Here is a 25,231-nt window from a genome sequence, read left to right on the forward strand (position 1 = left end):
GGCTCCGTCAGGCTATTCAGGGATGCTGGGCGTCGACGCGCTTGAGGAAACGCTCGAACAGAAAGGACTCCTCGTTCTTGAGGGACCGGCTGAGGCAGTCGATGAACTCCCGGCGTGGATAGGTGAAGACGCGCGGGGCCTTGTAGGCATCCAGATCGATGGCGATGATCGTACCGTCGACCACCAGGAAGTTGTCGGTATGCAGGCCTCGACAGTGAATGCGGTCACGATACAGCGCTTCCAGGATGTCCAGGTAGCGCTCCTGCAAGGCGGGATCATCGAGTACTAACTGTTTCAGCGCCACACCATGGACGTTGGCGGTGACCAGACGGTAGCGCTGAGCGTCAAGAATGGTGGGCGTGTCGATTCCCAGGCGCTCCAGGCGACGGGCTACGTAGCGAAAGTTGTGTCCCGGGTAGCGGCGAATGCCCAGGCGGTAGCGCCAGCGATCGCTCGCCTTGGGTGTGAAGGTCTTGATAAAGGCATCCTGGTCCGGGTCGTAGTGGACCTCGGTGTACTTGCCAGTCTGGATAAGCTGCATGATGTCCTTTGAAGCGAGGCGAAATCGAAGGGTAGGGCAGGGTCAGCGCAGTGGCCGAGGGCCTCAGGCGTCTTCGTCGAAGCGTGCGACGAACAAGGCCTCAAGGGCGTCGAGCACCGCATCGGCGTCGGGACCTTCTGCTTCCAGGGTCAGCACGGTGCCGCAGGGGGCCGCCAGCATCAGCAGGGACATGATGTTGGCGGCATCCCCACAGCGCTGACCGTGGTGCACGGTCACGGAGGCGTCGAACGCCTGACAGCAGGTGACCAGGCGAGTGGCCGCCCGAGCGTGCAGCCCGCGGCGATTGGTAAGGGTCAGCTCGCGTCTGGCCACGCTCATTGTGCCCCGCTGTCCAGACGACGTTGCTGGCCAAGCTCGCGGTGGCGCAGGCGTATTCTCGGGTGGTCGTCGACCAGCGCCGCGGCGATGCTCTCGGCCAGATAGACCGAGCGATGCTGCCCCCCGGTGCAGCCCACGGCCACCGTCAGATAACTGCGCTGGCTGGCCTGATAGCGTGGCAGCCAGTTGCGCACCCAGGTCAGGATGTCGCGCTTCATGTCGGCGACGTCTTGATAGTGCTCAAGGAAGGCGATCACGCTTTGATCGCAGCCGTTGGCATCCCGCAGCGATGGCTCCCAGTAGGGGTTAGGCAGGCAGCGTGCATCGAACACGATATCGGCGTCGGGGGGCACGCCACGCTTGAAGCCAAAGGACTCGATGGTCAGGCTCAGCTGGCCGCTGCGATGATCGGCCACCTGCTCGGCGATGCGTGAACGCAGCTCATGTACGGACAGGCGGGAGCTGTCGATGATCAGATCTGCCAGGTCGCGAATGCCAGACAACGCCTTCTGCTCGGACTCGATGGCCTCGGCCAGGGTCATGTCGGTATTGCGGGTCAGCGGGTGACGGCGTCGAGTATGGGAGTAGCGTTCCAGCAGAATCCGCGCGTCGCTGGTGAGGTAGACGACCTGGCAGTCGATGGGACCTTGCTTCAGCGCCGTCAGCTGTGCGGGAAAACGCTCCAGCGCCTCGGGCAGATTGCGCGCATCGACACTGACGGCAATGCGCTGTGAATGTCCATTCTCCAGCTCTTCGACCAGTGACCCCAGCAGCGTCGCTGGCAAGTTGTCGATGGCATAGAAGCCCAGGTCTTCGAGAGCCTGAAGCGCCACGGACTTTCCCGAGCCAGAGCGACCACTGATGATCACGAGCTGCATGTCCTGTCTCCTTGGCAGGGGGCGATAAGAGGGCAGTTGGTGTCAGGCGGTCACCGCGCGGTGACGGCCAGATCACGCTCGATCAGAGCGTGCTATCTAGCTAGATGGTAATCAGCTAAATGGCAATCAGCTAGAGGTTAATCAGCGAGTTCCCCATCAGCGAGGCCCCTGTTAGCGAGGCGCCATTCGTCAAGGCGCCAGGCAAGGCGTGCGCCATCAAGACATAGGATCAAGGCGCTTTCGGTGCGTGCCGTCAGGTCGTGGCGTCGCCGGGGGCTTGCTGGCGAATCGCTTCCTGCAAGCGCTCGTGCAGCTCGCGCTGGGACGTCGCGTGGCGCAGGCGATGTCGGGTATCGGCGTCATTCATGACCCCGGCCACCTGTCCCAGCAGGGCAAGGTGAGCATCATCCGCTTCCTCAGGCACCAGCAAGACAAATACCAGGTCCACCGGTTCGCCGTCGATGGCGTCGAAATCAATCGGCTCTGCCAGCTTGAGAAAGCCAGAGATAGGGGCCTTACAGTGCGGGTTGCGAGCATGCGGAATGGCCACGCCATTGCCGATGCCGGTGCTACCCAGACGTTCGCGGCCGATCAGGCGACTGAAGACTTCCTGGCTATCCAGGCTTGGTGTGTTCTGCGCAATGAAGGTGCTGAAAAATTCCAGCACCCTCTTCTTGCTGCCCCCCGGGACGTCAAATAGCGTGCGCTCGGGGGGGAGAATGGCATCCAATGTCATGAGAGGTCAGCGAATTCCGGCGCCTTGGGCGCGGGCTTGGGATTTTTCCTTGTGCTTGACGAGCTGGCGGTCCAGCTTGTCGGCAAGGGCGTCGATGGCGGCGTACATGTCGCCGTCCTGGGCTTCTGCATGCAGGTCTGCACCGGCAGCGTGAAGCGTACAGGCAGCCTGTTGGCGCTCCTTCTCCACCGAGAGGGTGACCTGCACATTGGTGATGTTGTCGTAGTGGCGCTCCACACGGGCGAGCTTCTCTTGTACGTAGTCACGCAGGGGATCGGTCAATTCGACGTGGTGGCCGGTAATGTTGACTTGCATGACAAGGCTCCTTGCTCTTGCGGGTGGTAGCTCGATTGTAACCCTTTTTCCGATCCTGCAAACCCCCCTGCTTCTACGCATTAAGACGCAGATGTCGTGCGATATTTCAAGCGCTTGCGCTTTTCATGTAACTGCGCTACGCGCTCTGCTCGCTGCCTGTCTCGAGCCATCTGACCGGGCTCAGCGCAGGCGCTTGCGCTCGCTTGAAGAGGGAATATTCATCGCTTCTCGATACTTGGCGACGGTGCGTCGGGCGACGTTGACACCGTCTTCGGCGAGCAGCTCCACCAATTTGCTGTCAGACAGCGGTTTGCGAGGCGGCTCCTGCTGGATCAGCGACTTGATCATGGCGCGTATGGCAGTGCTGGAATGGGCATCCCCATCCTGGCCCACCTGGCTGGAAAAGAAATACTTGAGCTCGAACACTCCCCGTGGCGTATGCACGAATTTCTGGGTCGTCACCCGTGAGATGGTCGATTCGTGCATCTCGACCTTGGCCGCAATGTCTGCCAACACCAGTGGTTTCATGGCGGCTTCACCCTGCTCGAGGAAGTCGAGCTGCCGCTCCATGATTTCGCGTCCGACCCTCAACAGGGTGTCGTTGCGGCTTGCCAGGCTCTTGATCAGCCAGCGTGCCTCCTGCAGGTGGTCCTTCAGAAACTGGTTGTCCTGGCTCTTGTCGGCCCGTCGGATCAAGGCCGCATAGTCGGGTTGAATGCGCAGGCGTGGCATCGCCTCAGGGTTCAGCTCGACGCGCCAGCCTTCTTCGGTGTGGCGGACCACCAGATCGGGAATGACATAGTCGTTGTCGCTGTCGCCGTACTGGCTGCCAGGCCTAGGGTCGAGGCCACGGATCAGTTCGATGACATCGTCCAGCTGCTCTTCGGTCAGGCTCAGGCGGCGCTTCAGCAGACGACGATCACCGCTGGCCAGCGCCTCGAGAAACTGGCGTACCAGTCTTCCCGCCTGGGGCAGAAGGGGGGTGTCACGGGGCAGGCTGTCCAGTTGCAGCTGCAGGCATTCGCGCAAGTCTCGGGCAAATACACCGGTAGGTTCGAATTGCTGCAGCCTGGCCAGTACCGACGCCACGTCCTGCAGGGGCGGGGCAGCAGCGTCGTCATCGGCCAGGCCCTGGGCGATATCGTCAAGGTGTCCCACCAGGTAGCCATCGCCGTTGACCGCGTCAATCAGGCACTCTGCGATGCGCCTGTCATTATCATTGAGGTCCAGCAGGGCCAGCTGCCAGCTAAGGTGGCCATGCAGGGATTGCCCGCTGGCCTGGCGCTCGAAGTCAGGCGCCTCGGCGCTGCCGGCCGGGGCGGTGCCAAGGTCTTGATAGGTATCGGACCAGTCGCTGTCGACCGTTAGCTCGGAGGGGATCTCGTCGGCCCAGTCGTCGTCCTTGCTGTCCTTGACCTGCAGCTCGCCGAATTCATCCTCCAGCTCGAGCATCGGGTTGGCCTCGAGCGCCTGCTGGACTTCCTGGCGCAGGTCCAGCGTGGAAAGCTGGAGCAGGCCAATAGCCTGTTGCAGCTGAGGGGTCATGGTCAGCTGGGTGCCGATCTTCAGCTGCAGTGACGCCTTGAGGGCCATGATGTGACTTCCGTTCGTGGAGCTGAAAAGCCTTACCCTAACGGCGGGTCAGGTACCATGCAAGCTTCTTGCCAACTTGTGGGCAGGGGGTGGCGCGCAGGGCTTGCTATGCCCCGCATGCGCGTCAGTGCAAGGTCGAGCGGGCGCCATGAAGACCCTGCCAATATAGCGGCCCGGCAGCGCCCGTGGTGGCTAAAGGCGAAAGTTTTCGCCGAGATAGACTTCCTTGACGCGCTGGTTGGCAAGGATCGACTCGGCACTGCCTTCGGCGATGATCTGGCCGTCGCCGACAATGTAGGCGCGGTCACAGATGTCCAGCGTCTCGCGCACGTTGTGGTCGGTGATCAAGACGCCGATATCACGAGCCTTGAGCTGGCGAATGATCGACTTGATCTCGCCGACGGAGATCGGATCCACCCCGGCAAAGGGTTCGTCGAGCAGAATGAAGGCGGGTTCTGTGGCCAGGGCTCGGGCGATCTCGACCCGGCGTCTTTCCCCGCCGGACAGGCTCATGCCCGGGTTGTCGCGAATGTGGCTGACATGGAAGTCTTCGAGCAGTTGCTCAAGGCGCGCCTGGCGACCTTCCCGGTCGAGGTCCTTGCGGGTCTCGAGGATCGCCATGATGTTGTCGGCTACGGACAGCTTGCGGAAGATGGAGGCTTCCTGTGGCAGGTAGCCAATACCCGCCAGTGCCCGCTGGTGCATGGCCGCGCGGCTCAGGTCGTCATCGTCGATGCTGATGGTGCCAGCATCCGCCCTGACCAGTCCGACGATCATGTAGAAGGAGGTGGTCTTGCCTGCGCCGTTGGGGCCCAGCAGGCCCACAATGCTGCCCTGTTCGATGGACAGGCTGATGTCCTGGACGACGCGGCGCTTCTTGTAGCTCTTGGCCAGATGGCGAGCGTGGAGAGTCTTCATCAGTTTCCTTGGCTTTCCGGCTCGAGGGTCATGCGAATGCGCTGCTGGCCGTCGACACCCTGTGCGCTGGAGCGAGCCTGGACGACGCGGCGATCCAGAAAGTACTCCAGGTAGGCGCCGTCGAAGGTGTCATTGGCCTTGTGCAATTCCGCCTGGTCGATGAGTTCCATGCGGCGCTCGGCAACATGGTAGACCACCTTCTTGCCCCAGCCCTTGACCACCGGCTCTTCCGGCGAAGGCTGCTGCTCCAGGTAGGCGCGGGAGCCAGTCGCCGTGGCGCGGGACAGCTGACCCTGGTCGTTGCGCTGAATTTCCACACGCTCACCGGTCAGCAGCATGCTGCCCTGTTGAATACGCACATCGCCGGTATACACCGCTGTGCCTGCGCGGTCATCCAGGTCCAGTTGGTCGGCCTCTACCTGAATGGGGGCGCTGCGGTCGCTTTCCAGCGCCAGGGTGACGGTGCTGGTGGCGACGCTCGTCAGGCCCAGGGCCAGGGCGAGCAGTAGCGCGGGACGGGGACGCATCATGGAAGTGACTCCTTGTTAGAGCTCGGGCTGAGAGCGGCTCTGGCTTATTGAGGCTCTGGCGGATGATAGCCGTTGACATTGTCGGTCAGACGGGCGGTATTGTCATGGATCCAGGCATCGAAGCGCTCGCCTCGCATTTCCTGGGGGGGCTGGCGCAATACCGCAGGCGTCTCACTCCAGGCGTGGCCTGAATCGCTGTCATAGACCAGCACCTCGGTATCCAGCTGCCAGCGCTCGGCAGGGGCCTCGAGGTGGGCATCTCCGGTCAGTGTCAGAGGGTTGCCGTCCGGGCCAAGTTCGCCGTCGGTGGCAGTGGCGATCCACAGGCGGCCACTGTCATCGACAAGTTCCATGTCAGGTTGGTCGACGCGGGTGATGTCATCCAGCGGGGTGTGCACCAGACGCGGGGTCGTAATGCGTTGATGGGGCGCACCCTGGGTGTCGAAGCGCGTCAGGGTGGCATCGATCAGGTAGTAGTCCGGCTCGCCGGCCTGATCGTCGGTGATCAGGTCGGGCACAGTGCCGTCCCGCGGGTCGAGCAGGGCCAGTCCGCCGCCCAGCACCAGCAGCAGGATGACCAGCCAGAAACGGAAGCCGGGCCGCAGTGAGCGCCATGTCATATCAGGGGTCCGTCCTTCAGATAGCTGTCCACCACGCCGTCGAGGCGGCCCTGGGCAGCCAGCAAGGTATCCGTGATGTCCCGCACTGCGCCATGACCGCCGTCGCGCTCGGTGACCCAGCGGGCGCGTTCGCGAATGTAGAACGGGGCGCCTGGCACGCTGATGCCCACGCCACAGCGGTCAATGCACGGCAGGTCGGGCAGGTCGTCTCCACAATAGGCCACCTCTTCCAGTGACAGCGACAGCTCGGCGCACAGCGATTCCAGCGCCGGTAGCTTGCGTTCGACACCTTGCTGGACGTGCTGGATGCCCAGCGCCTTGGCGCGCTGGGAGACCATGGGTGAGCTACGCCCGGTGATCAGGGCGACGTCGATTCCCGCGCGCCTGGCCAGCTTGATACCGTGGCCATCGAGGGTGTTGAAGGCCTTCAATTCCGTACCGTCGGCATGGAAGATAAGCTGCCCATCGGTCAGCACGCCGTCCACATCCAGCGCCAGCAGCTTCACGCGGCCAAGTCGTTGCACCAGGTCAGGGGAGAGTGAGGCAAGTGGGTCGTGGGCCATCATGGCGATCCTTGATGTTGAGTGGGCAGAAGGTGTGACGGCAGCTGCCCGGCTGTAGCGCCCGGAGTGCCGTCAGGCCAGGCGTCAAATGACACCTGCTGCCAGCAGGTCATGCATGTGTAGCGCGCCAACCGGGCGCTGCTGGTCATCCACTACCGCCAGAGCGGTGATGCGACTGTCTTCCATCAGTTTGACGGCTTCCGCCGCCAGGGTGTCGGGACGGATGCGCCGTCCGGGACTGGTCATGACATCGTCCACGCTCAGGGTGCTGAAATCCTGGTGGCGGTCAAGGGTTCGGCGCAGGTCGCCATCGGTATAGACGCCCGCCAGGGTACCGTCATCGGCCACTACGCAGGTGAAACCGAGGCCCTGGCGGGTGATCTCGAGCAGAGCATCTCTGAGCGGTGAGCCAGTCGCCACGACGGGAAGTCTGTCGCCGGTATGCATCAGGTCTGCCACCGTCAGCAGCAGGCGTTTGCCCAGGCTGCCGCCGGGATGGGACAGCGCGAAGTCTTCCGCGGTAAAGCCGCGGGATTCAAGCAGTGCGACGGCCAGGGCGTCACCCAGGGCAAGCGCTGCCGTGGTAGAGGATGTGGGGGCGAGGTCGAGCGGGCAGGCCTCGCGTTCGACGCCGGCATCCAGATGGGCCTCGGCGTGGCGCGCCAGGGTCGACCCGGGCCTGCCGGTCATGCTGATCAGCGGAATGCCCATACGCTTCAATAGAGGCAGCAAGGCGGTAACTTCGGCAGTCTCGCCGGAATTGGACAGCGCCAGGACCACGTCACCTGGGGTGATCATGCCAAGGTCGCCATGGCTGGCTTCACCGGGATGAACAAAGAACGCCGGGGTGCCGGTGCTGGCCAGAGTGGCGGCAATCTTGCCGCCGATGTGGCCGGATTTGCCCATGCCTGTCACCACCACCCGTCCTTGGCAGGCCAGGATCAGCGTGCAGGCGCGCTCAAAGGCCTCATCGAGGCGCTGAATCAACGCATCGACCGCGTCGCGCTCCAGTTCCAGCGTGCGTCGGGCGATAGCGCGAACATTGATGGGTGTCGAGGGCGACGCCCCGTCGGGAAATTTGGTCATGGCCATGATTGTTGCCGTTTACCACCGTTGTCACAAGGGTCAGGCTGTCAGGGAGGTACCCAGCCAGAACAGATAGAAGGCGTAGCTGGCTGCCAGCAGCGCGCCGACGATGCGTCCGACGCGCCCGCGGCGCTGCCACAGCAGGATGGCCGCCAGCGCCAGCGTCAGGCCGAGCATGACCGGAAAGTCGCGCCCCGCGGCATCAGGGTCGGTGGCCCCCGGTGCCAGCAAGCCAGGTACGGGCAGCACGGCCAGCATGTTGAACAGGTTGGAGCCGATGACATTGCCGATGGCGAGATCGTGGTGACGCTTCAGGGCGCTGGCAACACAGGCGGCAAGCTCGGGCAGGCTGGTGCCGATAGCGACGACGGTCAGGCCAATGACCAGCTCGCTCACCCCGAAGGAGCGTGCCAGCTCGGTTGCGCCCCAGACCAGCCCGCGGGAGCTGGCGATCATCACCGCAAGGGTCACGACCAGCCAGACAAGGGCCTTGCCCAGCGCCATGCCGGGGATCTCGCCGGCGACCTCCTGTTGCCCTTCGTCTGCGCGAAACAGCCACCAGATGCTGAACACCAGCAGGGCCAGCAGCAGGGCCGCGTCGACGCTGTTCAGCTGGCCATCGGCCAGGGCATAGCCGGCCAGTCCGGTCGCGCCTAGCAGTAGTGGCAGTTCGCGACGAACGATGCTGAAACGCACCGGAATCGGTACGACCAGGGCGGTCACGCCCAGTACCAGCGCGATGTTGGCGATGTTGGAGCCCAGCGCATTGCCGGTAGCAAGGTCAGGCGTGCCATCCAGGGATGCCATCACCGACACGACGATCTCCGGGGCGGAGGTGCCGATGGAAACGATGGTCATGCCGACCAGCATGATGCTCATGCCGGCGCGATACGCGGTTGCAGCGGCCGCGCCAACGAAGCGATCGGCGCTCCATAGCAGGCCAACAAGACCAAGAGCGACAGCGACGAGCGGTAACAACATGCGGACAACCTGATGGTGAATATCGAGGGCGCCCATTGAACCCTGCCAACATCCTGCGCGCAAGCGCGCAGCCGCTGCACTGGCGTGGCATGTTTCAGTTAAGATACGATGTTCGAAAACCGAGCGCATGGCAACGCGCTCTATCATGTTTCCTGGTTCCATGGTCGTGGCGGAGCCCGTCTGCGTTTTGCAGCGAGCGAGGCAACGGCGTTTGTTTCATGGCGACCATCATTGTTTGGGGACTGCGATGACGGCTTCCTCCTTGGTGGAGGTGGAGAACCTGCATTTCACGCGCGGCGATAGAGATATCTTTCGTGGCGTGGATCTCTCCATTCCCCGCGGCAAGATCACGGCCATCATGGGCCCCAGTGGTACCGGCAAGACCACTCTGCTGAAGTTGATCGGCGGGCAGCTGGCGCCGAGCGCTGGCAGGGTGCTGATCGACGGGCACGATGTGCACCGACTGTCGCGCAAGGATCTGTTCCAGATGCGGCGACGCATGGGCATGCTGTTCCAGAGCGGTGCGCTGTTCTCCGACCTTAGCGTGTTCGAGAACGTGGCGTTTCCGCTGCGCGTGCATACGGATCTTCCGGAGAGCATGGTGCGCGATGTGGTGCTGATGAAGCTCGAAGCGGTCGGGCTGCGTGGTGCTCGCGATCTGATGCCTTCGGAGCTGTCTGGCGGGATGACGCGGCGAGTGGCGCTGGCGCGTGCGGTGGCCCTCGACCCCGAGCTGATTCTGTATGACGAGCCATTCGTCGGTCAGGATCCGATCTCGATGGGTGTGCTGGTTCAGCTTATTCGTCGTCTCAACCAGGCGCTGGGCTTGACCTCGGTGGTGGTCTCCCATGATATCAAGGAGACCTTGTCCATTGCCGATTATGTCTATGTGGTAGCGGACGGAAGAGTCATGGCCCACGGTACGCCCGCTTCTCTGGACGTCGAGCAGGACCCCCGCGTCAGCCAGTTTGTGCATGGTGAGCCGGATGGGCCTGTCCCGTTCCATTATCCGGCCAATGATTTCTATGACGATATTCTGGGGCAGGAGGAAGCATGATCGAGCGGATCAGTCGCCTTGGGCGGCGTGGCTGTGACCTGCTCGAGGCAGTGGGCCGGGCAGGGCTATTTCTAGCGCAATCGATGTTTGGCCGTCCCACCATGGGGGGCATCAGTCTGTGGATTGCCCAGGTCTACATGGTCGGTGTGCTGTCGCTGGCGATCATTCTGGTATCTGGCCTGTTTATCGGCATGGTGCTGGCGCTGCAGGGCTACACCATTCTGGTCGACTTTGGCGCGGCGGATGCGCTGGGGCAGATGGTGTCCCTGGCCTTGCTTCGCGAGCTGGCGCCGGTGGTGGCGGCACTGCTGTTTGCGGGACGCGCGGGGTCAGCGTTGACCGCCGAGATTGGCCTGATGAAAGCCACTGAGCAGCTGACCAGCATGGAAATGATCGGCGTCGATCCGCTGCGTAGAATTGTGGCGCCCAGACTGTGGGCTGGCTTTGTCTCGCTGCCGCTGTTGACCATCGGTTTCAGCGTAGTGGGCATCTATGGCGGTTATCTTGTCGGCGTCGAGTGGCTGGGGGTGTTCGAGGGCTCCTATTGGGGCAACATGCAGGCCAGCGTCGGGTTCTTCAACGACATTGGCAACGGCATCGTCAAGAGCCTGATGTTTGCCTTGGTCGTGACCTGGATCGCCGTGTTTCAGGGTTACGACCTGATCCCGACCTCCGAAGGTATCTCGCGGGCGACCACCCGGACCGTAGTGTATTCCTCCCTGGCCGTACTGGGCTTGGATTTCGTGTTGACCGCCGTGATGTTCGGCGGGCTTTCCTGATTTTTCGGAGACTGCCCATGAAGCGCAGCAAGACAATGGAATTGAGTGTTGGCCTGTTCATGCTGGCCGGCATATTGGGCCTGGTGTTCCTGGGGCTCAAGGTCAGCGGGCTCGACCTGCAGCGCGCCGACGACACCTTCGAGCTACGTGCCAACTTCGCCAACATCGGCGGTCTCAAGCCGCGGGCGCGGGTGACCATGGCGGGCGTTACCGTGGGTCGGGTCGAGAGCATTGACCTGAATACCGAGTGGTATGACGCCGAAGTCGTGATGTCTCTCGATAACGAACTTTCCGGCATGCTGCCGGACGACAGCACGGCCGCCATCTTGACGTCCGGCCTGCTGGGCGAGCAGTACATCGGTTTGTCCGTCGGCGGATCGCCGGAGATGATCGAGGACGGCGGTGTCGTGCGAGACACTCAGTCCGCGCTGGTGCTAGAGGAACTCATACAGCAATTCGTGTCCAACCTGACGAAAGACTGATCCGGCAGTTTCCGGACTGACAAGGAGGCTTCAATGACCCGTTCTCTGCACGCCATGGTTCAGCTGCGGCGCTGGATGGTAGCGCTGATGATGGTGCTGGTCAGCTTGCCCGCTCTGGCCCAGCAATCTCCCGAGCAAATGATTCGCGACAGCATCGATGGCTTGATGGGCAAGATCGATGGCCGTGAGTCGTATTACATGGAGCACCCTCAGGAGCTCAAGCAGGTCGTGGACGATAGCCTGCGCGGTGTTGCCGACTTTCGCTACATCGGCGCCAGCGTGATGGGGCGGTACTTCAACAACGCCACCCCGCAGCAGCGCTCTCGCTTCGTCGACGTCTTCAAGCAGACGCTGCTGGATACCTATGCCAAGGGCCTGGTGACGTTCGAGTACGACTCCATTCGGGTGCTCGACAACCAGTCGGCGGCTCGCTACGAGGATCAGGCCAGCGTCGACATGGAGGTGGTAGCGACCGATGGCACGGTGTACCCGGTCAGCTACACGCTGCGTCAGTCCAACGGCAAGTGGCAGGTGGTCAATGTGATCGTCAATGGCATCAATCTGGGCCTGACATTCCGCAATCAGTTTGACCAGGCGATGCGCCAGTACAACCGCGACTACGACGCGGTCATCAACAACTGGAGCCCCGACGTGGGTGTCGACGAGCTGGAGCGTGGTGCGTGAGCGTATTGATCGAAGTGGCGTCGGCCCGGTTGCTTGAGGACGAAGGCACCCTGAGGGTCTGCGGCAAGGTCAACTTCGAAGGCGCTGCCGAAATGGCGGAAGCAGGGCGTGAGTGGCTCGAAGAGCGGGCGCCGGGCTCCCCTGTGTGTCTCGACCTCAGTGAGGTCGAGCACGTGTCCAGCGCCGCGCTGACGATGATGCTCGAATGGGCGCGAACCATGCGTCGCGCAGGACTGTCGTTGAACAGCATCAAGCTGTCGCCTCCGCTATGGCAGTTGACGGAGCTTGCGGGACTCGACGATCTGTTGCCGTCGACCTGCGCACGGGCCTGACCGCTGTCGTCACTATCGTGCATGCCGCGCCCCCGAATGCGATGCGTATTCGGGGGCGCGCTGCTTTCGGGAGTCATCAGCGACAGGCCCCGTCGTGCCGTAGCCGGCTTGACCGCCGGCGGCAAGTACCGAGCCTGGGGAAAGTGTCTACGTCATCGCCAAGCGCGTCGCTTTTCTTTACCATATGCCCTTTGTGTTTTTTCGGGCGCGGCGCACCCTCGTCGGCGCACCGTGTCTTACGCCAGTTGAAGGAGCAGGGGCATGCAACCCAGCGACGTTAAAGCGCTGCTCGAGAGCCGAGTCGACGGCTGCGAATTTCATATCCAAGGTGAAGGCTGCAACTTTCAGGTCATCGCCGTGGGCGAACGCTTCGCCGGACTGACGCCGGTCAAGCGTCAGCAGGTTATCTACGGCGCCTTGTCAGAGGAAATTGCCTCTGGTGCCCTTCACGCCGTCAGTATCAAGACGTTTACCCCTTCCCAGTGGCAATCGGCCGCTGAGAACACTGGAGCCTGATGGTAGCGCCCGCATGGACAAATTGATCATTACCGGCAACGGACCCGCCGAGGGCGATGTCTGGGCCAGCGGTGCCAAGAACGCGGCTCTGCCGATTCTGTGTGCCACCTTGCTTTCCGAAGAGCCGGTAACCATCGGCAATCTTCCTCATCTTCAGGACATCACGACCACGCTCGAGCTGCTTGGCCATATGGGCGTGCAGGCCGTGATGGGCGAGAAGATGTGTATCCAGCTCAATGGGGCTCAGGTCAGCGATTGTCATGCGCCCTATGAGCTGGTCAAGAAGATGCGTGCATCGATTCTGGTGCTGGGTCCGCTACTGGCCCACTTCGGCAAGGCGGATGTGTCGCTGCCAGGTGGCTGTGCGATCGGCTCGCGTCCGGTGGATCTGCATATTCGTGGCCTGGAAGCCATGGGTGCCGACATTCGGGTCGAGGGCGGCTACATTCGCGCCAGTAGTGATGGACGGTTGAAGGGTGCCACCATCTTTTTCGATGTGGTCACCGTCACCGGCACCGAGAACCTGTTGATGGCGGCGACGCTGGCCGAAGGTACCACCATTCTGGAGAACGCCGCCAAGGAACCCGAGGTGGTGGATCTTGCCGAGTGCTTGATCAAGATGGGTGCGCGTATCCGCGGTCATGGAACCGACACCATCGTGATCGAAGGTGTCGAGCGCTTGCACGGGGCGCATCATGATGTGATGCCTGACCGTATCGAGACCGGAACCTTCCTGGTGGCAGCGGCGTTGAGCCGAGGTCGCGTCAGGGTCCGGCGTACCCGTGCTGACATCCTCGAGGCGGTGCTGGCCAAGCTTGAAGAGGCCGGTGCCAAGATCACCACCGGCGACGACTGGATCGAGCTGGACATGGAAGGACGGCGACCGCGAGCCGTCAATATCCGCACCGCGCCTTACCCGGCCTTTCCCACCGACATGCAGGCCCAGTTCGTGGCCATGAATGCCGTTGCAGAGGGTTCCTCGCGGGTGGTGGAGACGATCTTTGAAAATCGCTTCATGCACGTACAGGAACTGAACCGCATGGGCGCGAACATCGCCCTTGAGGGAAATACCGCGGTGATCACCGGCGTCGAACGTCTGTCTGGCGCCCCGGTAATGGCCACAGACCTGCGCGCCTCGGCGTCGTTGGTCATCGCTGCGATGATGGCAGAAGGTGAGACCCTGGTGGACCGGATCTACCACATCGACCGCGGCTATGAGTGCATCGAGGAAAAGCTGCATCTTCTGGGTGCACGCATCAAGCGCGTTCCAGGTTAAATGCGTTGGCGGGGGCGCCCCCGCCCCACGCGCGACACGCCACCTCGACATCCATCCCGACAACCGGGCGAGATCATGAGTAAGCAATTGATAGTGGCGCTCTCCAAGGGGCGCATCCTCGACGAGACCCTGCCGTTGCTGGCCGATGCGGGCATTCGTCCGGCGGAAGACCTGCGCAAGAGCCGTAAGCTGTTGTTCGACACCAACCTGCCAGACGTCAAGCTGGTGGTGATTCGAGCCACCGACGTGCCCACCTATGTCCAGCTTGGGGCTGCCGACCTTGGCGTCGCCGGCAAGGATGTGCTGCTCGAGCATGGGGCTGAAGGGTTGTACGAGCCGCTGGACTTGAACATTGCGCGCTGCAAGCTGATGACGGCAGGCATCCAGGGGGCTGAGCCGGCTCGGGCCAGGCGCCGGGTGGCGACGAAATTCGTCAATGTGGCACGACGTTACTATGCCGAGCAGGGTATCCAGGCAGAGGTGATCAAGCTTTACGGGGCGATGGAGCTGGCGCCGCTGATGAACCTTGCCGACGAAATCGTCGATATCGTCGATACCGGCAATACCCTGCGTGCCAACGGCATGGAGCCCAGGGAGCTGATGGCGCATATCAGCACCCGTTTGGTGGTGAACCAGGCCTCGATGACGATCAAGCATGATCGGATCAAGCCGTTGATCAAGCGCCTGAGTGATGCGGTGGACGCGCGTCGGCAAGCCGCTGGCTGATCGGCGGGCTTGAGCGCCGGGATCAGGTGGTATGCCCCTGCTGACACGGTGGCAAGTGACGTGATAAAGCGTGACACGAAGGCGGGTGAGAGAAGGTGGTTGGACAAGACTGCGGAGATGACCAGATGGCCCAGCAAGCGCCGATAGTGGCAAGACTTTCGACCAGTGATGGCGATTTCACAGCGCGGCTTTCCGAGCTGCTGGCGTGGGAGGGGGTATCCGACCATCAGGTGCAGCAGACGGTCAGCGATATCATCGCCCAGGTACGCGAACAGGGTGATGAGGCGCTGGTAGAGCTCAGTCGGCGCCTGGATCGTCTCGAGGTGTCGAGCATGTCTGAGTTGCTGCTCGGGCCGGACCGCCTGCAGGCGGCCTACGACGGCCTGGAGAGCACTCAGCGAGATGCGTTGACCACCGCTGCCGATCGCATCCGCCGCTATCATGAGCGCCAGAAGCCAGAGTCGTGGCAGTACACCGAAGCCGATGGCACCGTGCTGGGGCAGAAAGTCACTCCGCTGGATCGTGCTGGCGTCTATGTGCCTGGTGGCAAGGCAGCGTATCCCTCATCGGTGTTGATGAATGCGGTGCCTGCCAAGGTGGCGGGTGTGGGCGAAATCGTCATGGTCGTTCCTACCCCGGATGGCGTGGTCAATGACCTGGTGCTGGCAGCTGCCCATCTTGCTGGGGTCGACAAGGTGTTTACCCTGGGTGGCGCCCAGGCGGTGGCTGCGCTGGCCTACGGCACGGCCAGCGTGCCCAGGGTCGACAAGATTGTCGGGCCAGGCAACATCTATGTCGCCACCGCCAAGCGCGCGGTGTTCGGGCAGGTCGGCATCGACATGATCGCTGGCCCGTCGGAAATCCTGATCGTCTCGGATGGCAAGACGGACCCTGAGTGGCTGGCCATGGATCTGTTTTCCCAGGCCGAGCACGACGAGATTGCACAGGCGATTCTGGTCAGCTGGGACGAACAGCACCTGGCCGAGGTAGAGCAGGCCATGCAGCGCTTGCTGCCCACCCTGGAGCGGGAAGAGATTGCCAGGGCGTCTCTGGCCAACCGCGGTGCGCTGATTGCCTGTCGTGATGAGGTGGAAGCGATTGAGCTGATCAACCGCATTGCCCCCGAACACCTTGAGCTGTCGGTGGAGAAGCCGGAGCTGATGGTCGACCAGGTGCGGCATGCGGGGGCGATCTTCATGGGACGTCACACGGCAGAAGCGCTGGGAGATTACTGTGCTGGCCCCAATCACGTGCTGCCTACCTCCGGCACGGCCCGCTTCTCCTCGCCGCTAGGGGTCTACGACTTCCAGAAGCGGTCGTCTCTGATCCAGTGCTCGCCAGAAGGGGCGTCAGTACTCGGTGAGACGGCGTCGGTGCTGGCCCGGGGCGAGTCGCTGACGGCTCACGCGCGCTCGGCAGAGTATCGCATCAAGCGCTGATCCTGGCGTCCAGGAGGACGCTGCTCTGCTTGGTGGTAGAACGCAAAAGGCCCGGAATTTCCGGGCCTTTTGTGTTCTTGGGCGTTGTTGCCTGGGCGTTGTGGTCAGAGCTTTTTATCAACGTCTTGTTGTCAGCGCTTTGGAGGGGGTAGGGCGCCCTGGGCAGACGCTGGGGCTGTTCCAGGGGCGGTCCGCGCGGTTCTCCACAACGAATTTTCTACAGCGGCCTTTCCACAGCGGCCTTTCCACGACGGGCCTGGAGACTGCCCGCACAGGAGGTTCAGAGAGCAGAGGGGGGCGGCAAGCCCCTGTCAGTTGTCGGGGGCGGTTTCCTCATCCTGCAAGGCCTGTGACTGTGGTGTGGGGCGCTCGCCGACTTCCAGCGTGACGTTCAGTCGCTGACCCTTGCGTGCGACGCTGACGCTGAGTTCGGTTCCCGGTGCAACGGCGGCGATATCGCTCATGGTCCGCCGGGGGTCGATAACGGCGCGTCCGTCGACCTCCAGCAGCACATCCCCGGGCTTGAGACCCGCCTGATCGGCAGGGCCGTCGGAGACGACGCCGGCGATGATGACCCCAGCGGGAACCTGCAGTCCAAAGGAGGTCGCCAGCTCCTGGTTGAGCTCCTGGGCCTCGATGCCGAGCCAGCCGCGGATCACGCGACCGTGGGTCACCAACTCATCCAGGATGCTGCGTGCCAGATTGGCAGGGATAGCGAAGCCGATGCCCTGGGAGCCTCCGGAACGCGAAAAGATGGCGGTGTTGATGCCGACCAGTGCCCCTTCAGGATTGACCAGGGCACCCCCGGAGTTTCCTGGATTGATAGCCGCGTCGGTCTGAATGAAATCCTCGTAGGCATTGAGCCCCAGATGACTGCGTCCTGTGGCACTGATGATGCCCATGGTAACGGTCTGGCCTACTCCAAAGGGATTGCCGATCGCCAATGAAACATCGCCCACCGCCACTTGGCGCGAGTCGGTCAGCTCGATCACGGGCAAATCGTCGAGATCGATCTTGAGCACCGCCAGGTCGCTTTCCGGGTCGGTGCCAATGACCTGGGCCAGTGTCTCGCGGCCATCGCGCAGGGCCACCTGTACCTGGTCCGCGCCGCTGATGACGTGGTGGTTGGTCAGGACGTAGCCGTCGGCGCTGACGATAACGCCAGAACCCAGGCTCGACAGCATGCGCTGACGGGAAGGGACGTCATTGTTGCCGAAGAACTGACGGAAGAAGGGGTCCGACATGAGAGGGTGTGTGTCGCGCTCGACCACCCGAGACGAATACACATTGACCACCGCGGGCGCCGCTTTTTCGACCGCCTCGGCGTAGCTGACCGGTCCGCCCTCGCGGCTGAGGGGCGCTGCCTCGCGCACTTCCGGTGCGGGCCGCGGGGACGTCGTCGGCTCGACCGAGAGGGGTTGTTCGGGTGGGGTCAGTACCGGCGGCGATGTCAGCGTGGAGGGCGTGCGGCCCAGTCTCTCCGGGAAGGCATTGATCAGCACAATGGCCAGGAGGATGCCGGTGAGGACTGGCCAGAAATAGAGGGAAAGGGTGCGTCGCATGCGGCGGAGGTCCTTGTTTGGCGGTCGCGGGCTGGCGAGGCGGTGCGTACAATGTGCGGCATTGTAGCATCGCTGAGGTGATGCTTGTCCGGACCTGCTTCAGGAGAACCTGCATGACGCAACGTGATGAGCTGGTGGCGGCCTGTGACCAGCTGCTGAATGTGTCCCGCTTCAAGGACTACACGGAGAATGGCCTGCAGGTCGAGGGCCGTGCCAGCGTTACCCGAGTCTTGTCAGGCGTGACTGCATCCCAGGCGCTGGTCGACGAGGCGGTGCGCTGGCAGGCAGATGTGCTGCTGGTGCATCACGGCTACTTCTGGAAGAACGAGCCGGTGGCGATTACCGGCATGAAGCGCAAGCGGTTGGGTGCGCTGCTGGGCAGTGACATCAATCTGCTGGCGTATCACCTGCCGTTGGACGCTCACCCTGAGCTTGGCAATAACGCCATGTTGGCGCACCGACTCGGCCTTAGCGTGGCGGGTACCCTTGATGCCCCCATGGGGGAAGGGTTGCTGTGGCACGGGCAATTGAAGCGTCCGTCGACGATCGCTGAGCTGGCTGGGGCAGTGGGTCAGGCGTTGGCGCGGGAGCCCTTGTTGGTCGAGGCACCGTCCCAGGCGCCGGTCAGTCGGGTCGCCTGGTGCACCGGTGGTGCGCAGGACATGATTGCTCAGGCAGCGGCGGCGGGGGCCGAGGTCTTTATCTCGGGTGAGATCTCCGAAAGAACCACGCATATGGCCCGAGAGTTGGGTATCCACTACTTGGCGGCAGGCCACCATGCCACCGAGCGTTATGGGGTCGAGGCGCTTGGGGAGTGGCTGAAGCAGCGCTTCGGGGTGGAGCACCGCTTTGTGGATATCGACAATCCTGCCTGACTCCATGGCGTAACAGGAAAGATAGCAAGGGATGCGCTATATAAGCGTCTGGGCGGACCATGTGGTGTGGGCCCGGCGTCACCCTCGGCTGATGTCGACAGCCCTACGCAAGAGCCCGCATTATGCGGGCTCTTGCTGTTATGCGGGCGGGAGTGCGGTTAGCGGCTAGGGTCAGAAACGAGGCGGACGCGGCTCGTCCTCATTGGCGCTGCGCAGGCCGAAGTCTTCGGACAGTGTGCCACGGTTGCCGTCGGCGTAATCGCGAGGAATCGATAGATCTTCCTCGGCGGCAGCGGTGGGCTGCACGGTGTTCTCCTGGCTGATGGCCGTGCTGCCCAGCTGCTGGGCGGAGTCATGCAGCTGGCGGTTCAGTGCCTGTGCGTCCTGGCAGACTTTTTGTGTCAGCTGCTCCATGCGCTGAAGGTGCTCATCAACACCGTCCTTCCACTCGGTCAGCTGGCGTTCGCGTTCGGTCAGCTTGAGGCGCATGCGCTGGGCGCTTCGGGCGCCACCATTGAGCAGGTGGTAACCCAGTGCGCCGAGGCCGATGCCTGCCACCAGGCAAGCCGCTGCCAGGATCATGTTGAGGTTGCTTGGTTCCACTTGGTTCTCCCTGAGCACTTTCTGACGGCCGGGCGTCTCGTCCCGGGCGTCGGGCCATTATAGAGGCTTTGTCTCATAAAGGGTCAATGCCGTGTCCTGACCGTGGGCCCCGCCTGGGTGGTTCCGCTCAGCACGGCGGTCCTGCCATTCTGTCGTGGTCTGCGTATAATGCGGCTCCGAACTTGTTGACAGCCAGGACGCTACATGAGCTCTTCTGTGTCGAGCGCAGGCCGCCCAGAAACCCCGCAGGAACGCTATCAGCGTGATCTGCAGCGCGCTGATTTTACCGAAGACGCCGCCCAGGCCAACGCAGTGGCGCAGCTGCAGCGGCTGTATGACGAGCTGGTCGCGGCGCCGACACCGCGAGCACCTCAAGCGGCGCAGCGAGGTCTGACATCGCGTCTAAAGGGATTGTTCGGGCGTGACCAGGCGCCGGAGAAGCCGCCGGTGCCCGACATTCGCGGTCTGTACTTCTGGGGAGGCGTCGGCCGCGGCAAGACGTATCTCGTCGATACGTTTTATGAGGCCTTGCCCTTTCCGCAAAAGATGCGGACGCATTTCCACCGGTTCATGCAGCGCGTCCACAACGAACTCGATCATTGCAAGGGCGAGAAGAACCCGCTGCGGTTGGTCGCCGGCAAGTTCGCGGAAGAGGCGCGAGTGATCTGCTTTGACGAGTTCTTCGTCAAGGACATTACCGATGCGATGATTCTGGCGAATTTGCTGGAGGCGCTGTTTGAGCGGGGGGTGGTGTTGGTGGCCACGTCCAACATCGTTCCTGATGACTTGTACAAGGACGGCTTGCAGCGGGCCCGTTTCCTGCCGGCGATCGACTTGCTCAATCGCCACTGTGAGGTGGTCAATGTCGACTCAGGCGTGGACTACCGTCTGCGTGCGCTGGAGCGGGCCGAGATCTTCCATCATCCCCTGGACGATGCGGCGGATCAGGAGCTTGAGCGCAGCTTTCGCGAGATCGCAGGCCAGGAGGGTGAGCATCAGGTGCCCGTCGAGGTCAATCATCGGGTTCTGCATGCCCGTCGTCTTCACGAGGACGTTGTCTGGTTCGACTTCCTCGAGCTATGCGACGGACCGCGCAGTCAGAACGATTACATCGAGCTGGCGCGCGAGTTCCACACGGTGCTGGTGTCCTGTGTGCGCAAGATGGACGGTGCCACCGACGATCAGGCTCGCCGGTTTATCAACATGGTCGACGAGTTCTATGATCGCGGCGTGAAGCTGCTGATGTCGGCTGAGGTAGAGGCCGAAGCGCTGTATCACGGGGGTAAGCTCGAGTTCGAGTTTGAGCGAACGCTATCGCGGCTGCAGGAAATGCAGTCACGGGAATATCTGGCCTTGCCGCACAAGCCGTGAGCCACCGCCGTTGGCTGTCAGGAAAAGACCCCGCTGGAGAAACAGAGGGTGACGTCGAGCGTGTGGTTGTGTAGAATGCGCGCTCGCTCGACCGTTGTGCCGACACCCCGGTGGGTTGTGGTGTCGGGCAACCAAGAAAAATAGGGATGATCTCTGCACGGTGCTGCCTGGTATCGCGAGTATTCAAGCGCTATCAGGAGAAGGGCCGGGAGATCCAACACATCGAATTGGTGATTTCATCCATGAAGACGTTCAGTGCTAAGCCGCAGTCCGTCCAGCGCGACTGGTATGTCGTCGATGCCGCGGACAAGACGCTCGGTCGTCTGGCTACCGAAATTGCTCGCCGCCTGCGTGGCAAGCACAAGCCGGAATACACTCCCCATGTGGACACCGGTGACTACATCGTCGTCATCAACGCCGAGAAGGTGAAGGTGACTGGCAACAAGGCCAGCGACAAGATGTACCACCGTCACACCGGTTACCCGGGTGGCCTGCGCTCCATGACCTTCAATCAGCTGATCGACCACGCTCCTGAGCGTGTCATCGAAGGCGCCGTCAAGGGCATGCTGCCGAAGGGCCCGCTGGGTCGTGCCATGCACGCCAAGCTCAAGGTCTACGCCGGTTCCGAACATCCGCACGCTGCCCAGCAGCCGCAAGAACTGAACATCTGAGGGAATCTTCGCCATGACACAGCAGTATTACGGTACCGGGCGCCGCAAGACCTCTACCGCGCGCGTCTTCCTGAAGCCGGGCACCGGCAAGATCACCGTCAACAGCCGTGACCTGAACGAATACTTCGGCCGCGTTACCGGTCGCATGGTGGTTCGTCAGCCGCTGGAACTGACCGAGACTCTCGAGCAGTTCGACGTCTACGTCACCGTCAAGGGCGGCGGCGGCAGTGCCCAGGCTGGCGCTATCCGTCACGGCATTACCCGTGCCCTGATGCAGTACAACGAAGACTTCCGCAAGCCGCTGCGCGCAGCTGGCTACGTCACTCGTGACGCACGTGAAGTCGAGCGTAAGAAGGTCGGTCTGCGCAAGGCGCGTCGTCGCCCGCAGTTCTCCAAGCGTTAATCGATACGCTTGCCGATCGCACAGCGCCCGGGCCATTGGCCCGGGCGCTGTCGTTTTCGGATGCGGTTTTTGCGTGTGGCGTCTACGTCGGTAGCAAGCCTGAATTTGCTCCCAGGGGCTGTCGCTCCGTGCGTTTCTCGTGTCCTCTCTGCGTCTCCCGCTTCTTGTAGATCTTCTTGTGCTTCTTCTTGTGTCTCTTCCTTTTATCCCTTCCTATCGCTTTTTCGCTAGCTCGACCTCTGATGGTCTCCTTGCGCTGCCCCCTTCTTGCTAGCGTGCCTCCCTCTTGGTTTCCGGTGCGCTACCCCTTATACCACGCTGCGTCTGCCGCGAGTGCTGTACCCGACCCGGCCGGGCGTTTGCCTGGCGTGTTCCGCGATGCGACCGTTGGTGACGCTCCGACGGTGACTTTTGTGCTGATCCGCTAGCCGTCCTGTGAGGCTGGAGTTGCGGCCTTGATGCGCTTGAGGCCCTTCTTTTGCCGCAGGGCGCTCGGGCACATCGTCATAAAGTTGTTCCATGTCAAATGTATGGGGCTTGCACGGGGTGTCTTGCCCGGAGGTCTTCTTGTGCGGGTGGGGGGGATTTCCTAACATACAAGCCACTTGTATCCGTGGTCACGGACATTCAAGGGACCGTGAAAACAACAACGGATAAAGTCTGATGGGAGAAACCAGATCATGGCAGACAACGGCGTGAACAAGGGGCGGCGCCGTTTCCTCGTGGGTGCTACCTCCGTGGTTGGGGCGGTCGGCACTGTCGGGGTAGCGGTTCCCTTTGTGGCATCCTGGCAGCCGAGTGCCAGAGCGCGGGCGGCAGGGGCTCCCGTTCAGGCGGATATCTCGAAGCTCGAGCCGGGGCAGAGAATGACCGTCGAGTGGCGCGGGCGGCCTGTATGGGTCATCAATCGCACTCCAGAGATGATTGAGCGCACCGAGGCGCTGGGAGAAGACGTGCTGGCCGACCCCGAGTCTGCCAAGCCGCAGCAGCCCGGCTATGCCGGAGGCCATTTGCGCTCCATTCGGCCTGAGATCGGGGTGCTGGTAGGGATCTGTACGCACCTTGGCTGTTCGCCGCTGTTCAAGCCCGAACCCAATGCCGAAGGGGTGGGGGTAGAAGACTGGCCGGGCGGCTTCTTCTGTCCTTGCCACGGTTCGCGTTTTGATCTGGCGGGCAGGGTCTTTCGCAACGTTCCCGCTCCCGTGAACCTGGAGGTTCCGCCCTATTACTTTGTCAACGAGTCGGTCATCGTGGTCGGTGAAGACGGGGAGGGTGCGTAATGGCAAATCCCAACAAGGCCAAGGCCGAGCGCGGTCTCATGCGCTGGATCGACGATAGATTTCCGGCGACCCAGATGTGGCAGGAACATCTGTCAGAGTATTACGCGCCCAAGAACTTTAATTTCTGGTACTTCTTCGGATCCCTCGCTCTGCTGGTGCTGGTCAATCAGATTCTGACCGGCGTCTGGCTGACCATGAGTTTCAATCCCAGCGCCGAGGGCGCCTTTGCCTCCGTCGAATACATCATGCGGGATGTGGAGTACGGCTGGCTGATCCGCTACATGCACTCCACCGGCGCCTCGGCATTCTTCCTGGTGGTCTATCTGCATATGTTCCGTGGTCTGCTCTACGGCTCCTACAAGGCGCCCCGTGAGCTGGTCTGGATCTTCGGCATGGCAATCTACCTGGCGCTGATGGCCGAGGCTTTCATGGGTTACCTGCTGCCCTGGGGGCAGATGTCCTACTGGGGCGCTCAGGTCATCATTTCCCTGTTCTCCGCCATCCCCGGCATCGGTCCGGATCTGGCCCAGTGGGTGCGCGGAGATTACTTGATCTCCGGGATTACCCTGAACCGCTTCTTTGCCCTGCACGTGGTGGCGCTGCCGATCGTGATCCTGGCATTGGTGGTGCTGCACATCATTGCTCTGCATGAAGTAGGCTCCAACAATCCTGATGGCATCGACATCAAGGCCAAGAAGGATGAAACCGGCAAACCGCTGGACGGGATACCCTTCCATCCCTACTACACGGTCAAGGACATCGTGGGTGTCGCCGTGTTCCTGTTTGTCTTCTGTGCGGTGATCTTCTACTTCCCCGAAGGTGGCGGGTATTTCCTCGAGAAGCCCAACTTCGAGCCGGCGAATCCCTTGAAGACCCCGGATCATATCGCGCCGGTCTGGTACTTCACGCCGTTCTACGCCATCCTGCGCGCGATTACCTTCTCGCTGTTCGGTCTTGATGCCAAGTTCCTCGGCGTCATCTTCATGGGCGCAGCCATTGCGGTGCTGTTCGTGCTGCCCTGGCTTGACCGTTCGCCGGTGCGTTCGATTCGTTACAAAGGCTGGATTTCGAAGATCATGCTGGTGCTGTTTGCCATCAGCTTCGTGATTCTTGGTGTGCTTGGGGTATTGCCACCCACGGCAGGCCGCACGTTGCTCGCCCAGGTCTGCACGGTGATCTACTTTGCCTTCTTCCTGCTGATGCCGATCTATACCCGGCTGGAGAAGACCAAACCCGTTCCTGAAAGGGTGACTGGCTAATGAAAAAGCAACTGTTCGCACTGCTCTTCGCGCTAGTCCCCATGGCCGCCTTGGCCGCGGGCGGAGAGGGGGTGCATCTGCGCAGCATGTCGCCGGACCTGGAAAACCAGGCGTCTCTGCAGAGCGGGATGAAGCTGTACGTGAATTACTGCATGGGCTGTCATTCGCTCGAGTACCAGCGGTTTTCACGGGCTGCAGAAGACCTGGATATGCCTCAGGATCTGGTCGAGGATAATCTGATCTTTTCGCCGGATCTCGGCTACAACGATCAAATGCACAAGGCCATGAGCGCCGAGGATGCAGAAGTGTGGTTCGGCAAGGCGCCACCCGACCTGACCTTGGAGGCAAGGCTGCGGGGCACCGATTGGATCTACACGTACCTGCTGAGCTTCTATCGCGACAGCGAGCGGGCGACCGGGGTGAATAATGTGGTGTTCCCGTCTGTGGGCATGCCCAACGTGCTGGAGCCTCTGCAGGGGGTTCAGGAGCAGGTCTGCGCGGCGTCTGATCATGCGGTAGGCGACGCCGAGCTGGACCCGCTGACGGGCAAGTTCCAGTCCTGCGAGACGTTGCAGATTACCTCGCCCGGCAGCATGGAGCCCAAGGAGTTCGAGCAGGCCGTGTATGACCTGACCAACTTTCTTGCCTACGTCGGCGAGCCGTCCAAGCTTCATGCCCAGGCACTGGGCCCCAAAGTGCTGATCTTCATATTTTTGTTCGGCATCGTGGCGTACTTCCTCAAGCGTGAGTATTGGCGCGACATTCATTGACGCAGTGACAGCACGGGCGGGCGTATGGGAGACCATGCGCCCGCCG

The 25,231-nt window shown here is 62.1% G+C and carries 30 protein-coding genes; 16 read left to right on the forward strand and 14 right to left on the reverse strand.

Translation table 11 applies throughout. From position 1 onward, the window contains the following. Positions 1–16: 16 nt before the first annotated feature. From KUV45_RS10385 to KUV45_RS10440, 12 genes are all read right to left on the reverse strand, one after another. Positions 17–541, reverse strand: a complete 525-nt coding sequence (locus KUV45_RS10385; protein WP_206937188.1) for a hypothetical protein — start codon at positions 539–541, stop codon at positions 17–19. Positions 542–604: 63 nt separating this feature from the next. Then, complete coding sequence (locus KUV45_RS10390) at positions 605–874, reverse strand: HPr family phosphocarrier protein (RefSeq protein ID WP_222163229.1); 270 nt, start codon at positions 872–874, stop codon at positions 605–607. A gap of 2 nt (positions 875–876) precedes the next feature. Further along, positions 877–1,758 carry an RNase adapter RapZ gene (gene rapZ, locus KUV45_RS10395; RefSeq protein WP_222162993.1) on the reverse strand — a complete coding sequence of 294 codons (882 nt, stop codon included), beginning with the start codon at positions 1,756–1,758 and terminating at the stop codon, positions 877–879. A gap of 253 nt (positions 1,759–2,011) precedes the next feature. Further along, positions 2,012–2,494 carry a PTS IIA-like nitrogen regulatory protein PtsN gene (ptsN, locus tag KUV45_RS10400; protein WP_222162994.1) on the reverse strand — a complete coding sequence of 161 codons (483 nt, stop codon included), beginning with the start codon at positions 2,492–2,494 and terminating at the stop codon, positions 2,012–2,014. Positions 2,495–2,500: 6 nt separating this feature from the next. Next, positions 2,501–2,809 carry a ribosome hibernation-promoting factor, HPF/YfiA family gene (hpf, locus tag KUV45_RS10405; protein ID WP_206937196.1) on the reverse strand — a complete coding sequence of 103 codons (309 nt, stop codon included), beginning with the start codon at positions 2,807–2,809 and terminating at the stop codon, positions 2,501–2,503. 180 nt (positions 2,810–2,989) lie between these two features. Further along, entirely contained in the window at positions 2,990–4,402 is a 1,413-nt protein-coding gene (locus tag KUV45_RS10410; protein WP_222162995.1) for an RNA polymerase factor sigma-54, read from the reverse strand. A gap of 192 nt (positions 4,403–4,594) precedes the next feature. Beyond that, entirely contained in the window at positions 4,595–5,320 is a 726-nt protein-coding gene (gene lptB / locus KUV45_RS10415) for an LPS export ABC transporter ATP-binding protein (RefSeq protein WP_206937201.1), read from the reverse strand. Beyond that, entirely contained in the window at positions 5,320–5,850 is a 531-nt protein-coding gene (gene lptA / locus KUV45_RS10420; RefSeq protein ID WP_206937203.1) for a lipopolysaccharide transport periplasmic protein LptA, read from the reverse strand. Before lptA ends, lptB begins: the two co-directional genes overlap by 1 nt. Positions 5,851–5,894: 44 nt before the next feature. After that, entirely contained in the window at positions 5,895–6,470 is a 576-nt protein-coding gene (gene lptC, locus KUV45_RS10425; protein WP_222162996.1) for an LPS export ABC transporter periplasmic protein LptC, read from the reverse strand. Next, a complete protein-coding gene (locus tag KUV45_RS10430) occupies positions 6,467–7,033 on the reverse strand; it encodes an HAD family hydrolase (protein ID WP_206937209.1) in 567 nt (188 codons plus the stop codon). Before KUV45_RS10430 ends, lptC begins: the two co-directional genes overlap by 4 nt. An 84-nt stretch (positions 7,034–7,117) precedes the next feature. After that, positions 7,118–8,125 carry a KpsF/GutQ family sugar-phosphate isomerase gene (locus tag KUV45_RS10435; RefSeq protein ID WP_374107028.1) on the reverse strand — a complete coding sequence of 336 codons (1,008 nt, stop codon included), beginning with the start codon at positions 8,123–8,125 and terminating at the stop codon, positions 7,118–7,120. 33 nt (positions 8,126–8,158) lie between these two features. Continuing rightward, complete coding sequence (locus KUV45_RS10440) at positions 8,159–9,100, reverse strand: calcium/sodium antiporter (RefSeq protein WP_222162997.1); 942 nt, start codon at positions 9,098–9,100, stop codon at positions 8,159–8,161. Between the two features lie 247 nt (positions 9,101–9,347). Here KUV45_RS10440 and KUV45_RS10445 point away from each other — a divergent pair, with 247 nt between their 5' ends. From KUV45_RS10445 to hisD, 9 genes are all read left to right on the forward strand, one after another. Next, the gene (locus KUV45_RS10445) at positions 9,348–10,157 is read left to right on the forward strand and encodes an ABC transporter ATP-binding protein (protein ID WP_206937225.1); all 810 of its coding nucleotides are present in this window, start codon (positions 9,348–9,350) and stop codon (positions 10,155–10,157) included. After that, positions 10,154–10,936, forward strand: coding sequence for a lipid asymmetry maintenance ABC transporter permease subunit MlaE (mlaE, locus tag KUV45_RS10450; protein ID WP_206937228.1), 783 nt, complete (start codon positions 10,154–10,156; stop codon positions 10,934–10,936). The genes KUV45_RS10445 and mlaE overlap by 4 nt, the downstream gene beginning before the upstream one ends. A gap of 17 nt (positions 10,937–10,953) precedes the next feature. Then, complete coding sequence (gene mlaD / locus KUV45_RS10455) at positions 10,954–11,418, forward strand: outer membrane lipid asymmetry maintenance protein MlaD (RefSeq protein WP_206937232.1); 465 nt, start codon at positions 10,954–10,956, stop codon at positions 11,416–11,418. A 33-nt stretch (positions 11,419–11,451) separates the two neighbouring features. Continuing rightward, positions 11,452–12,102 (forward strand): phospholipid-binding protein MlaC, encoded by a 651-nt coding sequence (locus KUV45_RS10460; RefSeq protein WP_222162998.1) that lies wholly within the window; start codon positions 11,452–11,454, stop codon positions 12,100–12,102. Further along, positions 12,099–12,434 carry a lipid asymmetry maintenance protein MlaB gene (locus KUV45_RS10465; protein ID WP_222162999.1) on the forward strand — a complete coding sequence of 112 codons (336 nt, stop codon included), beginning with the start codon at positions 12,099–12,101 and terminating at the stop codon, positions 12,432–12,434. Before KUV45_RS10460 ends, KUV45_RS10465 begins: the two co-directional genes overlap by 4 nt. A gap of 261 nt (positions 12,435–12,695) precedes the next feature. Further along, positions 12,696–12,950 (forward strand): BolA family protein, encoded by a 255-nt coding sequence (locus tag KUV45_RS10470; protein ID WP_206937239.1) that lies wholly within the window; start codon positions 12,696–12,698, stop codon positions 12,948–12,950. A 13-nt stretch (positions 12,951–12,963) separates the two neighbouring features. Next, a complete protein-coding gene (gene murA, locus KUV45_RS10475; protein ID WP_222163000.1) occupies positions 12,964–14,226 on the forward strand; it encodes a UDP-N-acetylglucosamine 1-carboxyvinyltransferase in 1,263 nt (420 codons plus the stop codon). Between the two features lie 75 nt (positions 14,227–14,301). After that, complete coding sequence (gene hisG, locus KUV45_RS10480; protein WP_206937245.1) at positions 14,302–14,952, forward strand: ATP phosphoribosyltransferase; 651 nt, start codon at positions 14,302–14,304, stop codon at positions 14,950–14,952. Between the two features lie 125 nt (positions 14,953–15,077). Further along, entirely contained in the window at positions 15,078–16,391 is a 1,314-nt protein-coding gene (hisD, locus tag KUV45_RS10485; RefSeq protein WP_222163001.1) for a histidinol dehydrogenase, read from the forward strand. 311 nt (positions 16,392–16,702) lie between these two features. Here hisD and KUV45_RS10490 read toward each other — a convergent pair whose 3' ends face one another. Beyond that, positions 16,703–17,953, reverse strand: a complete 1,251-nt coding sequence (locus KUV45_RS10490; protein WP_222163002.1) for a Do family serine endopeptidase — start codon at positions 17,951–17,953, stop codon at positions 16,703–16,705. A 113-nt stretch (positions 17,954–18,066) separates the two neighbouring features. Between KUV45_RS10490 and KUV45_RS10495 the strand changes: the two genes are divergently transcribed. Beyond that, complete coding sequence (locus KUV45_RS10495) at positions 18,067–18,828, forward strand: Nif3-like dinuclear metal center hexameric protein (RefSeq protein WP_222163003.1); 762 nt, start codon at positions 18,067–18,069, stop codon at positions 18,826–18,828. A 171-nt stretch (positions 18,829–18,999) separates the two neighbouring features. Here KUV45_RS10495 and KUV45_RS10500 read toward each other — a convergent pair whose 3' ends face one another. After that, the gene (locus KUV45_RS10500) at positions 19,000–19,431 is read right to left on the reverse strand and encodes a YhcB family protein (RefSeq protein ID WP_206937263.1); all 432 of its coding nucleotides are present in this window, start codon (positions 19,429–19,431) and stop codon (positions 19,000–19,002) included. A gap of 204 nt (positions 19,432–19,635) precedes the next feature. Here KUV45_RS10500 and zapE point away from each other — a divergent pair, with 204 nt between their 5' ends. From zapE to KUV45_RS10530, 6 genes are all read left to right on the forward strand, one after another. After that, positions 19,636–20,802, forward strand: coding sequence for a cell division protein ZapE (gene zapE / locus KUV45_RS10505; protein ID WP_206937266.1), 1,167 nt, complete (start codon positions 19,636–19,638; stop codon positions 20,800–20,802). Between the two features lie 242 nt (positions 20,803–21,044). After that, positions 21,045–21,473, forward strand: a complete 429-nt coding sequence (gene rplM, locus KUV45_RS10510; RefSeq protein ID WP_206939133.1) for a 50S ribosomal protein L13 — start codon at positions 21,045–21,047, stop codon at positions 21,471–21,473. Between the two features lie 13 nt (positions 21,474–21,486). Further along, entirely contained in the window at positions 21,487–21,876 is a 390-nt protein-coding gene (rpsI, locus tag KUV45_RS10515) for a 30S ribosomal protein S9 (protein ID WP_206937268.1), read from the forward strand. Between the two features lie 680 nt (positions 21,877–22,556). After that, the gene (gene petA, locus KUV45_RS10520) at positions 22,557–23,156 is read left to right on the forward strand and encodes a ubiquinol-cytochrome c reductase iron-sulfur subunit (protein ID WP_222163004.1); all 600 of its coding nucleotides are present in this window, start codon (positions 22,557–22,559) and stop codon (positions 23,154–23,156) included. Further along, the gene (locus KUV45_RS10525) at positions 23,156–24,415 is read left to right on the forward strand and encodes a cytochrome bc complex cytochrome b subunit (RefSeq protein ID WP_206937274.1); all 1,260 of its coding nucleotides are present in this window, start codon (positions 23,156–23,158) and stop codon (positions 24,413–24,415) included. Before petA ends, KUV45_RS10525 begins: the two co-directional genes overlap by 1 nt. Next, entirely contained in the window at positions 24,415–25,185 is a 771-nt protein-coding gene (locus KUV45_RS10530; RefSeq protein ID WP_222163005.1) for a cytochrome c1, read from the forward strand. The genes KUV45_RS10525 and KUV45_RS10530 overlap by 1 nt, the downstream gene beginning before the upstream one ends. Positions 25,186–25,231 lie beyond the last annotated feature (46 nt).

The sequence above is a fragment of the Halomonas sp. DP3Y7-2 genome (genome assembly GCF_019800795.1).
Taxonomy (GTDB): Bacteria; Pseudomonadota; Gammaproteobacteria; order Pseudomonadales; family Halomonadaceae; genus Halomonas; species Halomonas litopenaei_A.

Bases quoted from the DNA above. Each gene is read 5' to 3' on its own strand.
- KUV45_RS10385 (WP_206937188.1), bottom strand. From the start codon at position 541: ATGCAGCTTATCCAGACTGGCAAGTACACCGAGGTCCACTACGACCCG.
- rapZ (WP_222162993.1), bottom strand. From the start codon at position 1,758: ATGCAGCTCGTGATCATCAGTGGTCGCTCTGGCTCGGGAAAGTCCGTG.
- ptsN (WP_222162994.1), bottom strand. From the start codon at position 2,494: ATGACATTGGATGCCATTCTCCCCCCCGAGCGCACGCTATTTGACGTC.
- hpf (WP_206937196.1), bottom strand. From the start codon at position 2,809: ATGCAAGTCAACATTACCGGCCACCACGTCGAATTGACCGATCCCCTG.
- KUV45_RS10410 (WP_222162995.1), bottom strand. From the start codon at position 4,402: ATGGCCCTCAAGGCGTCACTGCAGCTGAAGATCGGCACCCAGCTGACC.
- lptB (WP_206937201.1), bottom strand. From the start codon at position 5,320: ATGAAGACTCTCCACGCTCGCCATCTGGCCAAGAGCTACAAGAAGCGC.
- lptA (WP_206937203.1), bottom strand. From the start codon at position 5,850: ATGATGCGTCCCCGTCCCGCGCTACTGCTCGCCCTGGCCCTGGGCCTG.
- lptC (WP_222162996.1), bottom strand. From the start codon at position 6,470: ATGACATGGCGCTCACTGCGGCCCGGCTTCCGTTTCTGGCTGGTCATC.
- KUV45_RS10430 (WP_206937209.1), bottom strand. From the start codon at position 7,033: ATGGCCCACGACCCACTTGCCTCACTCTCCCCTGACCTGGTGCAACGA.
- KUV45_RS10435 (WP_374107028.1), bottom strand. From the start codon at position 8,125: ATGGCCATGACCAAATTTCCCGACGGGGCGTCGCCCTCGACACCCATC.
- KUV45_RS10440 (WP_222162997.1), bottom strand. From the start codon at position 9,100: ATGTTGTTACCGCTCGTCGCTGTCGCTCTTGGTCTTGTTGGCCTGCTA.
- KUV45_RS10445 (WP_206937225.1), top strand. From the start codon at position 9,348: ATGACGGCTTCCTCCTTGGTGGAGGTGGAGAACCTGCATTTCACGCGC.
- mlaE (WP_206937228.1), top strand. From the start codon at position 10,154: ATGATCGAGCGGATCAGTCGCCTTGGGCGGCGTGGCTGTGACCTGCTC.
- mlaD (WP_206937232.1), top strand. From the start codon at position 10,954: ATGAAGCGCAGCAAGACAATGGAATTGAGTGTTGGCCTGTTCATGCTG.
- KUV45_RS10460 (WP_222162998.1), top strand. From the start codon at position 11,452: ATGACCCGTTCTCTGCACGCCATGGTTCAGCTGCGGCGCTGGATGGTA.
- KUV45_RS10470 (WP_206937239.1), top strand. From the start codon at position 12,696: ATGCAACCCAGCGACGTTAAAGCGCTGCTCGAGAGCCGAGTCGACGGC.
- murA (WP_222163000.1), top strand. From the start codon at position 12,964: ATGGACAAATTGATCATTACCGGCAACGGACCCGCCGAGGGCGATGTC.
- hisG (WP_206937245.1), top strand. From the start codon at position 14,302: ATGAGTAAGCAATTGATAGTGGCGCTCTCCAAGGGGCGCATCCTCGAC.
- hisD (WP_222163001.1), top strand. From the start codon at position 15,078: ATGGCCCAGCAAGCGCCGATAGTGGCAAGACTTTCGACCAGTGATGGC.
- KUV45_RS10490 (WP_222163002.1), bottom strand. From the start codon at position 17,953: ATGCGACGCACCCTTTCCCTCTATTTCTGGCCAGTCCTCACCGGCATC.
- KUV45_RS10495 (WP_222163003.1), top strand. From the start codon at position 18,067: ATGACGCAACGTGATGAGCTGGTGGCGGCCTGTGACCAGCTGCTGAAT.
- zapE (WP_206937266.1), top strand. From the start codon at position 19,636: ATGAGCTCTTCTGTGTCGAGCGCAGGCCGCCCAGAAACCCCGCAGGAA.
- rplM (WP_206939133.1), top strand. From the start codon at position 21,045: ATGAAGACGTTCAGTGCTAAGCCGCAGTCCGTCCAGCGCGACTGGTAT.
- rpsI (WP_206937268.1), top strand. From the start codon at position 21,487: ATGACACAGCAGTATTACGGTACCGGGCGCCGCAAGACCTCTACCGCG.
- petA (WP_222163004.1), top strand. From the start codon at position 22,557: ATGGCAGACAACGGCGTGAACAAGGGGCGGCGCCGTTTCCTCGTGGGT.
- KUV45_RS10525 (WP_206937274.1), top strand. From the start codon at position 23,156: ATGGCAAATCCCAACAAGGCCAAGGCCGAGCGCGGTCTCATGCGCTGG.
- KUV45_RS10530 (WP_222163005.1), top strand. From the start codon at position 24,415: ATGAAAAAGCAACTGTTCGCACTGCTCTTCGCGCTAGTCCCCATGGCC.